At 52.8% G+C, this 13,038-nt stretch carries 9 protein-coding genes, 1 tRNA gene, 1 pseudogene and 1 riboswitch; of the genes and pseudogenes, 6 read left to right on the top strand and 5 right to left on the bottom strand.

Going from position 1 to position 13,038, the window contains the following annotated elements; genetic code table 11:
• Positions 1-3: 3 nt before the first annotated feature.
• Positions 4-2,770, bottom strand: a pseudogene (gene adhE / locus ACR9EC_RS05845) (bifunctional acetaldehyde-CoA/alcohol dehydrogenase).
• A 306-nt stretch (positions 2,771-3,076) separates the two neighbouring features.
• Positions 3,077-3,212: riboswitch (FMN riboswitch) on the top strand.
• Positions 3,213-3,316: 104 nt separating this feature from the next.
• On the opposite strand from adhE, the gene pnuC reads away from it, so the two are divergent.
• Positions 3,317-3,994, top strand: a complete 678-nt coding sequence (gene pnuC, locus ACR9EC_RS05840) for a nicotinamide riboside transporter PnuC (protein ID WP_435300547.1) — start codon at positions 3,317-3,319, stop codon at positions 3,992-3,994.
• 133 nt (positions 3,995-4,127) lie between these two features.
• Here pnuC and ACR9EC_RS05835 read toward each other — a convergent pair whose 3' ends face one another.
• The 3 genes from ACR9EC_RS05835 to ACR9EC_RS05825 form a co-directional block, all read right to left on the bottom strand.
• Positions 4,128-4,586 (bottom strand): hypothetical protein, encoded by a 459-nt coding sequence (locus ACR9EC_RS05835; protein ID WP_435300546.1) that lies wholly within the window; start codon positions 4,584-4,586, stop codon positions 4,128-4,130.
• Positions 4,587-4,753: 167 nt separating this feature from the next.
• Positions 4,754-4,829 (bottom strand) — tRNA-Arg (locus tag ACR9EC_RS05830).
• 25 nt (positions 4,830-4,854) lie between these two features.
• Positions 4,855-5,550 carry a FadR/GntR family transcriptional regulator gene (locus tag ACR9EC_RS05825; protein ID WP_435300545.1) on the bottom strand — a complete coding sequence of 232 codons (696 nt, stop codon included), beginning with the start codon at positions 5,548-5,550 and terminating at the stop codon, positions 4,855-4,857.
• Positions 5,551-5,773: 223 nt separating this feature from the next.
• On the opposite strand from ACR9EC_RS05825, the gene argS reads away from it, so the two are divergent.
• Together argS and lysA are read left to right on the top strand one after the other, a co-directional pair.
• Positions 5,774-7,453 (top strand): arginine--tRNA ligase, encoded by a 1,680-nt coding sequence (argS, locus tag ACR9EC_RS05820; RefSeq protein ID WP_435300544.1) that lies wholly within the window; start codon positions 5,774-5,776, stop codon positions 7,451-7,453.
• The gene (gene lysA / locus ACR9EC_RS05815; RefSeq protein ID WP_435300543.1) at positions 7,450-8,862 is read left to right on the top strand and encodes a diaminopimelate decarboxylase; all 1,413 of its coding nucleotides are present in this window, start codon (positions 7,450-7,452) and stop codon (positions 8,860-8,862) included. Before argS ends, lysA begins: the two co-directional genes overlap by 4 nt.
• Before the next feature lie 62 nt (positions 8,863-8,924).
• Here lysA and ACR9EC_RS05810 read toward each other — a convergent pair whose 3' ends face one another.
• Positions 8,925-9,353, bottom strand: coding sequence for a hypothetical protein (locus ACR9EC_RS05810; RefSeq protein WP_435300542.1), 429 nt, complete (start codon positions 9,351-9,353; stop codon positions 8,925-8,927).
• Positions 9,354-9,529: 176 nt separating this feature from the next.
• Here ACR9EC_RS05810 and ACR9EC_RS05805 point away from each other — a divergent pair, with 176 nt between their 5' ends.
• The 3 genes from ACR9EC_RS05805 to thrB are packed head-to-tail and all read left to right on the top strand — an operon-like array spanning position 9,530 to position 12,876.
• Entirely contained in the window at positions 9,530-10,831 is a 1,302-nt protein-coding gene (locus ACR9EC_RS05805) for a homoserine dehydrogenase (RefSeq protein WP_435300541.1), read from the top strand.
• A complete protein-coding gene (gene thrC / locus ACR9EC_RS05800; protein WP_435300540.1) occupies positions 10,831-11,901 on the top strand; it encodes a threonine synthase in 1,071 nt (356 codons plus the stop codon). Before ACR9EC_RS05805 ends, thrC begins: the two co-directional genes overlap by 1 nt.
• A gap of 6 nt (positions 11,902-11,907) precedes the next feature.
• Entirely contained in the window at positions 11,908-12,876 is a 969-nt protein-coding gene (gene thrB, locus ACR9EC_RS05795) for a homoserine kinase (RefSeq protein ID WP_435300539.1), read from the top strand.
• Positions 12,877-13,038 lie beyond the last annotated feature (162 nt).

Below are 13,038 nucleotides of genomic sequence, written 5' to 3'. Positions count from 1 at the left end.
GAATTACTTCTTGCGTCCGCGTAGGCCTTTCTTAGCGCCAGCTTCAACAGTCTCTTCTGCTTCTTCAGCAGTTTCAGCTGCGATTTGTCCAAGAGCTGCAGCTTTACGCTGTGCCTTTACCTCTTGGAATGATGTTCCGTAGTATGCGGCTTCCATGATGGTCTTCATGTCGTCAAGCATTGGCATACGTGGGTTTGCAGGTGCGCATTGGTCTTCGTAAGCGCCCATAGCGATTTCGTCGAGTGAACCGATGAATGCTTCTTCAGAAACACCCTGTGCTTGGAACGAAGCTGGGATACCAACTGCTGCACGGAGTTCTTCAACAGCCTTAGCGTACGATTCAACACCCTCTTCAGGAGTTGAAGCAGGCAAACCAAGGTGCTTAGCGATTTCTTGGAAGCGCTCTGGAGCAACGTAGTGCTCGTATTTTGGCCACGAGGTGAGCTTGGTTGGGATAGTTCCGTTGTAACGGATCACGTGTGGCAGGTAGGTTGCGTTCGTACGTCCGTGGACGAGGTGGAACATCGAACCTGTGACGTGAGCCATTGCGTGAACTATACCGAGGAACGCGTTACCAAACGCCATACCAGCGATTGTTGATGCGTTGTGCATCTTTTCGCGAGCTTTAACAACCTTGGCGTCCTTCGAGCCTGGGCCACCCTTAACTGATGCAGTGATGTTTTCGAAGATCAGCTTGATTGCGTGGAGGCATAGGCCGTCGGTGTAGTCGTTTGCGTAGACCGAAACGTATGCTTCTGTTGCGTGGGTCAGGGCGTCAAAGCCGGAGTCTGCGACGAGGAAGTCAGGCATCATCGAGGTAAGCGCTGGGTCAACGATTGCAACCGTTGGGGTGAGCGCGTAGTCCGCGAGTGGGTACTTCTTGCCTGCTTCAGGGTCGGAGATAACCGCGAATGGTGTCATTTCTGATCCGGTACCAGATGTGGTTGGGATGCAGACGAGTGACGCCTTTTCGCCGAGGTCTGGGAACTTGAAAGCGCGCTTACGAACGTCGAAGAATTTCTCCTTCATGTCCGAGAACTCGATTTCTGGGTGTTCGTAGAGCAGCCACATGACCTTGGCAGCGTCCATTGGTGAGCCACCACCGAGGGCGATGATCGTGTCAGGGTTGAACTCACGCATGAGTTCGGCGCCCTTCTTCACGTAGTCAACGGTTGGCTCTGGCATGACGTCGTCAAGGATTTGCAGTGCGATGCGGTTTCCTGGGCGACGGTTGAGTACGTCCAAGATCTTGTCGACGAAGCCGAGCTTGGTCATGGTTGCGTCGGTGACGATGGTGACGCGGTTGATTCCACGCATGTCCGTCAGGTAGCGGATTGCGTTTGGCTCGAAGTAAGTCTTTGCTGGGACTTTGAACCATTGGAGGTTGTTGTTACGACGACCGATACGCTTAATGTTCACGAGGTTAACCGCCGAAACGTTGTTCGATACCGAGTTGTGTCCGTAGGAGCCACAGCCGAGTGTGAGCGATGGGATGAACGCGTTGTAGATGTCACCGATTCCACCGAGTGAGGATGGAGCGTTGGTGATGATACGAACAGCTTTAACGCGTGATCCGAATTCTTCGATGATTTCTTTATCTTCGGAGTGGATTGAACCTGAGTGGCCAAGACCATCAAATTCGACCATTTGCTCGGAGAGGGTGATGCCTTGTTCTGCGTCTTCTGCACGAAGTACTGCAAGAACTGGGCAGAGCTTTTCACGGGTGAGTGGCTCGTTAACACCAACTGAGGAAACCTCTGCGAGGATGATGTTGGTGTCTTCTGGAACAGTGAATCCTGCTTGCTCGGCGATCCAGACTGCACTTTGTCCAACGACTGCTGCGTTTAGTTTTGCTTCTGCGCAGTTTGAGCTGGTTGCGTTGACACCGAAGATGAACTCTTCGAGTTTGGTCTTCTCTTCTGCGGTTGCGACGTAGGCGTGAAGGTTCTTGAACTCTTTGATTGCCTCGTCGTAGATAGGAGCTTCAAGGATGACTGCTTGCTCGGAAGCACAGATCATACCGTTGTCGAAGGCCTTGGATAGGACAACGTCGTTGACGGCACGCTTCAGTTTCGCTGACTTCTCGATGAAAAGCTGGAACGTTTCCTGCACCAACACCAAGGGCTGGCTTTCCGCACGAGTATGCGGCGCGGACCATTGCGTTACCACCGGTTGCAAGGATCAGTGCGATGCCTGGGTGGTTCATGAGTGCGTTGGTTGCTTCGAGTGATGGCTTTTCAACCCACTGGATGCAGTTTTCTGGTGCGCCTGCTGCTACTGCTGCGTCGTAGACAGCTTTTGCTGCTGCTACGGAGGACTGCTGTGCGCTTGGGTGGAACCCGAAGACGATTGGGTTACGAGTTTTGATCGCGATGAGCGCTTTGAAGATGGTTGTTGAAGTTGGGTTTGTTACAGGGGTAACACCACAGATAACTCCAACTGGCTCTGCGATTTCGGTGATTCCGGTGATTTCGTCGCGAGCGATGATGCCAACGGTTTTGAGCGAAAGCATTGAGTTGGTGACGTGCTCGCAAGCGAAGATGTTCTTTACGGCTTTATCTTCGAAAACGCCACGGCCTGTTTCTGCCACTGCTTTAACGGCGAGTTCTCCGTGAACGGAGAGTGCGGCAACGGAAGCCTTTTTGACGATGTGGTCGATCTTTTCTTGATCGAACGTCAAGTATTCGCGTAGTGCTTGTTGCCCCTTGGCAACGAGCTGGTCAATGTCGCCGAGTACTGACGATTGGGGAGTAACTTCGGTGGCAGTCATGGTCGCCTCTCTTGACGATTCTTGCCTTTATTTCTTGAACGCTTTAAGCCTATTAACAGAAAGAGGGCTAGTCATGTGTCAAACGTCCCATGAATTAAAGAAAGTTTGGGAGGTCTGCTGCGGGCATGCCAGCTTTCATTCAGGTTGGCGCAAAGCTGTGTGCAAAGGCGCACTGGACACCACTAGTATGACGCATTCTGGCAATTTGTCGTAAAACCTTTGGGTGGAGTGTCGCAGTTCACGGCACATTTTTACCACCGTGAAACCTACAGTTGTATGCTAGGAAGGCATCATGCTCGGCATGATGCATGTGCTCCGGGGTCGGTGAAAGTCCGAACCGGCGGTTATAGTCCGCGACCCGCGCTCACTACACCAGTGAAACCGGTTGAGCTGGTGAAATTCCAGCACCGACAGTCAAAGTCTGGATGGGAGAAGCACGTAACGGCCTTGCCGTACCTGTGTAGTGAGCGTTTTCAGCGACCACAGGCGCGATCGGCATGTGCCCGTCCTCCCCGAAAGTACATTCACATTCGGAAGGGAGGGAACATGAGCCTCATCGATTGGCTCTTTAGCGCACAGTTACATATCGGCGATCAAACGCTGCTGTGGCGCGAAATTATCGGAAATCTTTTTGGGTTGACCTCAGCCCTAGGCGGCATGCGCCGAAAAGTCTGGGCATGGCCTGTAGGCATCGTCGGAAATATTTTGCTGTTTACCGTGTTTATGGGAAGCCTGTTTAACGATGCAGACCACGCCACTCTGCTTGGGCAGGCAGGCCGCCAAATCATGTTTATCTGCGTATCTATTTACGGATGGGTGCAGTGGAAGAAGTCTAAAGACCAATCTCAAGGTAGCGAAGCGATAACACCTAAGTGGGCTTCCAATAGGGCACGTATCGGCCTTGTTGTCGGTATGATCGCTGGCACTGTAGCGCTTACGCCGCTGTTTAGAGTACTTGGCTCGTATGAACCGGTGTGGGCAGATGCATGGACATTCATGGGTTCACTCTTAGCCACATATGGCATGGCGAAAGGCTGGACAGAATTCTGGCTTATTTGGGTGGCCGTAGACATTGTTGGTGTTCCGCTATTGTTCTCGGTCGGATACTACGCAACTGGCCTGATGTACGTGTTCTACGGACTGTTTACACTCGTTGGATTCTTTGTGTGGTGGAAAGCGCAACGAGCTGCAGCTGCACAACGTGCTGACGTGCCTGCTAGTTGAGACTGAACTGCTAACAGCCACAAGGGTAGAGGAAAGCCCGCTTGGGCTAGCACAATATGTGCTAGCCCAAGCGGGCTTTTTTTGTAGGTGTTGAGAGTCGCGCTATCTCGTGCACCCCAAGTTGCTGTTTTATTTAGCGGGCGATAAATGCGTCGCGGTTGACCCACTCGAATCTTTCCCAGTGGAAAAGTAGGGGCTGGTTTTCAAAGAGGTTGATGGCCTCGGCGGGAGGGGTTTTGTAACTGATCATGACTGTTGCGTCAGGTGTTGGGTGTTCAACGTCAATGACTCGTGATTCCGTGTAGCCACTGCATTCTTTACCAGTGAGTTTTCCCGACACGCAGTCTTCATGGCTTGCATGCTTGTAGACCTGCCCTGATACGGAACAGAAGTCTTCGTTTCCGGGTGTGTGAATGCATAGGCGAATCATGTTGCCTGTTTCCCCTCCGGAAAAAGTTATTTTGTATCCGGGTACTTTTCCGTCGCGGAGGTCATTGGTGCCGTTTTCGACACTAAATACGCGCCAGTCGTGAGGAATCTGTTTAGGCAGCGCAACGATGGATCTCGTTGAAGGATCGTTTAAAGGTGTCAAGAAGTCAGAGTTTTTATCGATGGTGGCTTGCGGTCCGCAGCCACTCACGAGCATGAGAGCGCATAAGGCTGGAACACTCGTCCTTTAAATCTGTACGTTCAGTATCAGCCATATTCCAATGAGGAACACAAAAGCGCCACCTTGTTAACAAGGTGGCGCTTTAATTGTGGTGCCCTCGATAGGATTCGAACCTACGGCCTTCTGCTCCGGAGGCAGACGCTCTATCCCCTGAGCTACGAGGGCCAAACCGCGTATAAGCCTACCAGTCTTAACGCTGTGCTAATGAATTGGGTTCATCAACTGTGGCCTGATTCTCAATATAGTGTTCAAGATAGGAACCCATTTCTTCCATCGCAAGATATTGGTCGCCTAAAACGATCGCTTCAATCAAGTCGTCGTGGTTGTCGTTAACGTGTGAACGAACGATCTTTTCGACGTTACGTCGAATAGATTGGCTGACCGCATCAGTGAGGCTCTCATAGAGTGAAGCCAAAACAGGGTTCTTCGATATCTGTGCGATTGTGTTGTGTAATGCCACGTCGGCGCTGACCATGCGTTCAATGTTGCCCGCAATAAATGCCTCTTGGCGTTCCGCGTTCACCTCACGCAAATGTGTGACATCTTCCGTGGTGCGGTTGCGTGCAGCTAGACGCGCTGCTTCCACCTCAAGAGATCGGCGCACTTCCAGAATGTGAACGTAATGAGCGTCTTCAAACTGCCGCCCAATGGCTACGGAAACCTCAGAAGTTGAACGCACATACGTGCCAGACCCTTGGCGACGAGTCAACAATCCGGCATGCACTAAAGACTGCACGGCTTCACGCACAGTATTGCGGCCAACCCCAAGGAGTTCCGTCAGTGCAGGTTCTGTAGGGATACGACTTCCGACTTCCCACTCGCCAGAGCGAATGCGGGCGCGAAGCTGGTCGACTGTGTGTTCTATCAGGTTGGAGCGATCCGACATCTTTTTTATACCTTGTCTTGGTTCGGCGCATCATCGAGCCGTACATATGAGGGGAGCTTTCGCGCGCTGCTTACACTATAGGCCGCCTTGAAGTGGCGCAGAGCACAAAACACATACACGACAATAATTCATGGGATCACTTTTTCTCTAGGGGGAACACGCAAACGTCTCAGCACACAGAAAAATATGGGCTGAGTTTGGCTGACCCGTATACAATTTTCTGGTGACTCCTCAAGAACTTTCCCAAGCAATTCGCCACGCACTGCTCGCAACCATTAGCGACGGCGCACTCACTCTTGACGTTTCAGACGTTCCTGAACACATCCACGTGGAGCGACCACGTCAACGAGAGCACGGCGACTGGGCAACAAACATTGCCATGCAACTTGCTAAGAAAGGCGGCACGAACCCACGTGCCCTCGCCGAGAACCTGTCACGCCACCTCACCGACACGCCTGGAATCTCCGCAGTAGACGTAGCAGGACCAGGATTCCTCAACATCACCCTAGACGCGGCTGTCGCCGGCGAACTAGCTAAAACCATTGTTGAAGCAGGAAAAACCTACGGCACAAGCAACACCAACAAGCACAAAAACATCAACCTTGAATTCGTCTCAGCAAACCCCACCGGACCAATCCACCTCGGTGGAACCCGTTGGGCAGCCGTAGGTGACTCCCTCGCACGCGTACTGGAAGCAACCGGCGCGCGCGTGTGCCGCGAATACTACTTCAACGACCACGGAGCACAAATCGACCGCTTCGCACGTTCCCTCGTCGCCCGCGCACGCAACGAAGCAGCACCAGAAGATGGCTACGGCGGACAATACATCCAAGACATCGCCGACGCAGTCATCGCAGGTGCCAGCGCAGCCGGCGACCCAAACCCGCTTGAACTACCAGCCGACGAATGCCAAGAATACTTCCGTGCACGCGGCGTCGACCTCATGTTCGCGGAAATCAAAAAATCACTCCACGACTTCGGCGTAGACTTCGACGTTTACTTCCACGAAAACGACCTCTACACCAGCGGGGCAGTCGAACGCGCCATCAAACGGCTCGACGACGCAGGCCACATGTTCACCCAAGACGGAGCGAACTGGCTACGCACCACAGAATTCGGCGACGACAAAGACCGCGTCGTCATCAAATCAGACGGTAACGCCGCATACATTGCCGGAGACATCGCCTACTACCTCGACAAACGCGAACGCGGATTCGACGAAATCGTCATGATGCTCGGCGCCGACCACCACGGCTACGTTGCCCGACTCCAAGCCGTAACCGCAGCATTCGGCGACACCCCATACAAAAACCTACAAATCCTCATCGGACAAATGGTCAACCTCGTCAAAGACGGCGAACCAGTCCGCATGTCCAAGCGTGCAGGAACCATCGTCACACTCGAAGACCTCGTCGAAGCAGTCGGCGTTGACGCCGCACGCTACTCACTCGTGCGCTCATCCGTCGACTCATCCATCGACATCGACCTCGACCTCCTCGCAAAACAAACCAACGACAACCCAGTCTTCTACGTCCAATACGCTCACGCCCGCACCGCAAACGTGGCACGTAACGCCGCCGCAGCAGGTGTCCGCCGCGAAGACGCATTCGTGCCAGCAACCCTGACACACCCAACAGAAGCAGCACTTATCGGACAACTCACCGAGTTCCCACGCGTCCTCGCCCAAGCAGCAGAACTACACGAACCACACCGCGTGGCACGATACGCAGAAGCACTCGCAGGCTCGTACCACAAATGGTACGGAGAATGCCGAGTCACACCTTTGGGCGATGGCGAAGTGACAGACACGCACCGCACTCGCCTCTGGCTCAACGACGCCACCCGTCAAGTTCTAGCCAACGCGCTTGAACTACTCGGCGTCAACGCACCGGAGCGCATGTGAACACCGCAGCGCTCACCCCTGAGGAAACACGCATTCTTGCTGCAGGACCATCGCAGCAAGCAGAACTTGCTGCACACGTATGGCCAAGCACAGCTACGCTCGACGATGGTGCATTAACTCTTGCCGGTATCAATGTTGCTGAACTCGTCGAGCAGCATGGAACGCCATCATTCATCATTGACGAACAACACTTCCGCGATCGTGCGCGACTGTTTCGCGACTCATTCCGTCATGCTTTCCAGCCACTTGGCGTTGACGTGGATGTCTACTATGCAGGCAAGTCTTTCCTATCCGTCGCTATTGCTAAATGGGCCGTTGAAGAAGGCCTGCGAGTAGACACCTGCACAGGCGGCGAACTCGCTATCGTTGAGCGCGCCGGAATCCCCGGCGAAGCTGTAGGACTACACGGAAATAACAAGTCCGTGGCAGAAATAAGCCGAGCAATCAACGGGGGAGTAGGACGTATTGTTGCTGACTCCCTCAGCGAAATTGACCTTATCGCGCAGACCGCTCGCAGCCTCGGACGAACCGAAGCAGACTCAGTGCCTGTCATGGTTCGTATCACCACCGGCATTCACGCAGGTGGACACGAATTTATTTCCACTGCTCGCGAAGATCAAAAATTTGGTTTATCACTCGTTGGCGGACAAGCACTTGAAGCCCTTAAACGAGTGCTGTCACACCCAAACCTGAAACTTTTAGGGGCGCACGCACACATCGGTTCGCAGATTCAAGACTCCACAGCATTTGAGTTGAATGCTCGGAAAATGTTGGAGTTACGAAAAACTTTAAGCACCGAAACTGGCTACCTTATGCCAGAACTGGACTTGGGTGGCGGCTACGGCATCGCATACGTGCCAGAAGATCAACCCATTGATGTGTCGAAGCTTGCACAAACACTGGCAGACACCATGCAAAGCGTCGCGGCAGAACTCAAAACCTCAGTGCCACGAATCTCTATCGAACCTGGACGAGCGATCGTAGGTCCAACAACCATCACCCTATATACGGTGGGCACAATTAAGCCTGTAACCACTGATGAAGGCGTCGTACGCACGTACGTATCGATTGACGGTGGCATGAGCGACAACATTCGCCCAGCCTTATATGACGCAAAATATACTGCACGCTTGGCTAACCGGCCTGGTGCTACAGAAGCAGTATTGGCGCGGCTGGTCGGTAAGCACTGTGAATCAGGGGACATCGTCATTAATGACCTTGCCTTGCCTGCAGACATCGCCCCCGGTGACATCATCGCAGTTGCAGCAACCGGCGCCTATGGGCGCTCAATGGCTTCAAACTACAACAACATTTTGAAACCACCAGTCATTACCGTAAAAAACGGCCAATCGACTGTCATCGTTCGTCGAGAAACAGAAGACGATCTTCTACGACTCGACGTAGGTTAAACATCTTTTAAGGAAAGGGGCTCCTCGCCATGAGGAGCCCCTTTCCGCACATACGGAAGTTTTTAGGCAATATCTTGAGGGTTTGGCTCCCACATTAAAGGGAACGGAAAATCTTCTAGACGAGGATGCCCCTCACCCACATATTCGACTTCAACGCTGGAGACAATCCCATGGTCATGCCACAGTAAAACCGCAACTGGTTCATGATCGGGGGCAGTAGCAGACACAAACCGTAACGGATTGCCCTCATGAGAGACACGCTTTGGGCCAAGGCTCGTAATGTCGAAACCGTGCGCCGGACCAATAGCCGGCAGTCCATGGCGTGCAGGAACAATATCAAAACACACTTCACAGTGTTCCGACTGCGCACACAAGATTTCACTAAATTGTGTGTGAAGCTCTTCAGCCAAATCCGGCGCTTCGAGACGACAAGCCGCAACACATTCATCAAGCAAACGAGATTGATTGTAGGTGGGCTGCATAAACTCCATAGAGATACTGTATTCACTACACCACCTATCAGCACGGAATATACGTGAATATAGGTAGTTGTACGCATGGATTGTTTCGCGGGCTGAACCGTAAGTTTGCGAATATTTCAAAGGAAGTATCCTAGGCACGAGTGCCATAAACAGGCGTCTCATATACTCTTCGAAAGGTGAACGGCGTGTCTATCACACAAGCGTCTTCAAAACTTCGTGTCGCATTATTAGGTTGCGGAGTTGTCGGGACCCAAGTCGTCCGCATTCTCGTGGAACACTCAGATGAACTCGCCGCGCGGGTAGGTGCACGTCTTGAACTCGTCGGAATAGCTGTACGAGACACACAAACACCACGCGAATCCGTCGTCCCGCAAAACCTGCTCACAGAAGATGCCGAAACCCTCGTCGAAAACGCGGACATCGTCGTAGAAGTCATGGGTGGCATCGAACCAGCCCGCTCATTGATTGTGCGTGCACTTGGCGCAGGAGCCACAGTAATCACCGCCAACAAGGCACTTCTTGCGCAAGACGGCCCCGCCCTATACGAGGCAGCAGACGCTGCCGGCGTAGACCTTTCCTTCGAAGCAGCTGTAGCCGGCGCAATACCAATCATTCGACCAATACGTGACTCCCTTGCAGGAGACAAAGTCACCCGTGTCCTCGGTATCGTAAACGGCACAACCAACTATGTGCTCGACCAAATGACTAAACACGGTTTAGGTTTCGACGAGGCAGTAAAAGATGCTCAGGCTCTCGGATACGCAGAAGCAGACCCAACCGCTGACGTCGAAGGTCACGACGCAGCCGCCAAAGCGGCGATTCTTGCTTCACTTGCTTTCCACACCCGAGTAGCGTTAAAAGACGTGTCATGCGAAGGAATCACACACGTCACCGCTGACGATGTCGCCTGGGCACAACGTTCCGGCCACGTCATTAAACTATTGGCAATGTGCGAACAATCCGATGACGGTGTTGTCGCTCGCGTATATCCAGCTCTTGTCCCACATGAACACCCATTAGCGAACGTCGGCGATGCATTCAACGCGGTGTTCGTTGAAGCAGAAAACGCCGGACCGCTCATGTTCTACGGACAAGGAGCAGGCGGCGCACCTACCGCATCAGCAGTGATGGGCGACTTGGTCTCAGCAGCTCGCAACCGCCTTACCGGAGCGAAAAGCGCTGGCGAATCAACGTATGCTGATTTGCCCGTCCTTGACGCTGGACAAACCGACACACGATACCAAATTCGTTTGTCCGTCGCAGACAAACCGGGCGTGCTCGCGGCAATCGCAGAAGTTTTTGCAGAGCAAGGCGTGTCAATTGAAACTGTGACGCAGGCGCTACGAGATGATCATGAGGGATATGCGTCTCTTGTGGTTACTACTCACCAAGGTAAAGAAGCTGCGCTCGCGCAGACTGTGGAGACGATCTCCCGCCTAGACGTTATTGAAGAAATCATGTCAGTACTACGAGTTGAGGGATCCTGATGGCGCACGTATGGCAAGGAATCATCAAGGAATACGCAGACTTCCTGCCTGCCCACCTACAAACAAACATTGTTACTTTAGGTGAGGGTGGAACACCACTTGTTCCAGCGCCATATCTGAACGAATTAACGGGCGCTCGGGTTTTCCTCAAAGTTGAAGGAATGAACCCAACTGGTTCATTTAAAGACCGAGGGATGACAACCGCTATTTCTGCAGCTGCAGCACGTGGCGCTAAAGCAGTTGTGTGCGCATCAACAGGTAACACTTCGGCTTCCGCCGCAGCATATGCAACTCATGCGGGCATGGTGTGTGCTGTGCTTGTCCCAGATGGAAAAATTGCGATGGGTAAGTTGTCCCAAGCAATTGCCCACGGAGCAAAACTATTACAGGTAGATGGCAACTTTGACGATTGCCTCGTTGCCGCTCGAAAACTTGCTGAATCGTATCCGGTAGAACTTGTGAACTCGGTTAACCCTGATCGTATTGAAGGGCAAAAAACAGGTTCATTTGAAGTAATTGATGTGTTGGGTGATGCCCCAGATATTCACGCGTTGCCTGTCGGAAACGCCGGAAACATTACGGCCTATTGGAAGGGCTACCAAGAGTATGCGGCAGCTGGAAAAGCAACAAAAACACCGCACATGTGGGGATTCCAAGCCGAAGGCGCTTCACCGATAGTTGCGGGGCACCCGTTTGACGCTCCTGAGACTATCGCAACGGCAATCCGTATCGGTAACCCCGCGTCATGGGATAAAGCTGTTGAAGCACGTGACACATCCGACGGTGTTATTGAGGCTGTCACAGATGAAGAGATTCTTGCAGCCCACAGGATTTTGTCTGCCCGCGTTGGTGTGTTCGTCGAGCCAGCATCTGCAGCTGGTGTGGCTGGCGTGCTGAAGAGAGCTCAAGCAGGTTTGGTGCCTGCCGGGGCAACAATTGTTATTACTGTGACTGGGCACGGGCTAAAAGATCCGCAGTGGGCGCTGCGCACAGAAGACGGAAGCGATGTTGTGCCACAGAAAGTAACAGCGGACGTCGTATCAATCGCGAATGCTCTGGGATTGAACTAACTCATTATGAGAATAGGTGCAGATCGAGTACGAGTGAGGGTTCCTGCAACAAGCGCAAATTTAGGGCCGGGCTTTGACGCGCTTGGCCTAGCACTCGGCTACTACGACGAACTTGTTGTCCATGCATTGGGCAGTGCAGAAGTGCGCGTTGATATAGAAGGCGAAGGAGCGGGAGAAGTCCCGCAAGATGAACGCCATCTGGTTGTGAAAGCTATCCGGCGGGCATTAGATCATGTTGGGGCTTCTCAAATCGGTCTGCACCTAGAATGCGTAAATAATATTCCCCACGGGCGCGGCATGGGATCATCTGCGGCTGCTGTGGTTGCTGGTTTGCTTGCAGCGAGGGGCCTCATTCAAGACCCTGAAGCCTTAGACGACCACACATTATTGAGCCTTGCTACTCAGCTAGAAGGCCACCCAGATAACGCCGCCCCTGCTTTATTGGGTGGTGCAACAGTGGCGTGGATGGCCGACCATGATGAGCCGCATGCTGTACGTCTTCAGGTTCATCATGATGTGGCACCGACAATTATTGTTCCGTCGGTAAAATTGTCCACTCATCAGGCTCGCGGGGTTTTGCCGCTTGCTGTTCCTCACGCAAATGCCTCGTTTAATGCTGGACGTGCGGCGTTGCTGGTGCATGCTTTAGGGCACGATCCAGACCTTCTTTTTGATGCGACCGAAGACAAACTGCATCAGGAATATCGAGCACAGGTTATGACACAAACGTGGGCGTTAGTCTCTGCGTTACGAGAGCGCGGGTTGGCCGCTACTGTCTCAGGTGCTGGCCCTACAGTGCTGGTGTTAGACCGAGCTACTCGCGGTGATGCCGTGAATACTGCTGTACGAGAAGTTATTCAGGCGCACCCTGAGATCACGACCAGCCATGACTTTTTCGGTAACACGAGTAGGGTTGACTGGCATACCGTGCAGCCCGGTTTTGACGTGACGGGCGCTGAATTTACTCGTTTTTAGTGTTGTAGACACCGAAAATGTTGTGCTTCGCAGCACAAACCAACCATTGTTATGGCAACGTGACCCATTATGTGTGTGTATCGGCGAAATCTCAGTGTTATAGTTGCAATAGTTTCTTGGCGCAGGGTTTTCCCCGCTGATTGATGGATCGTAGGTTACAAC

The sequence above is a fragment of the Timonella sp. A28 genome, assembly GCF_051200815.1.
In the GTDB taxonomy this organism is placed as follows: Bacteria; Actinomycetota; Actinomycetes; order Actinomycetales; family Cellulomonadaceae; genus Timonella.
The sequence above is the reverse complement of the archived record's forward strand: the minus strand, read 5'-3'. Positions and strand labels throughout refer to the sequence as shown.

What these genes read in the sequence shown, in the direction of transcription:
- pnuC (WP_435300547.1), top strand. Translation starts at nt 3,317, where the DNA reads ATGAGCCTCATCGATTGGCTCTTTAGCGCACAGTTACATATCGGCGAT.
- ACR9EC_RS05825 (WP_435300545.1), bottom strand. Translation starts at nt 5,550, where the DNA reads ATGTCGGATCGCTCCAACCTGATAGAACACACAGTCGACCAGCTTCGC.
- ACR9EC_RS05810 (WP_435300542.1), bottom strand. Translation starts at nt 9,353, where the DNA reads ATGGAGTTTATGCAGCCCACCTACAATCAATCTCGTTTGCTTGATGAA.
- thrC (WP_435300540.1), top strand. Translation starts at nt 10,831, where the DNA reads ATGGCGCACGTATGGCAAGGAATCATCAAGGAATACGCAGACTTCCTG.
- thrB (WP_435300539.1), top strand. Translation starts at nt 11,908, where the DNA reads ATGAGAATAGGTGCAGATCGAGTACGAGTGAGGGTTCCTGCAACAAGC.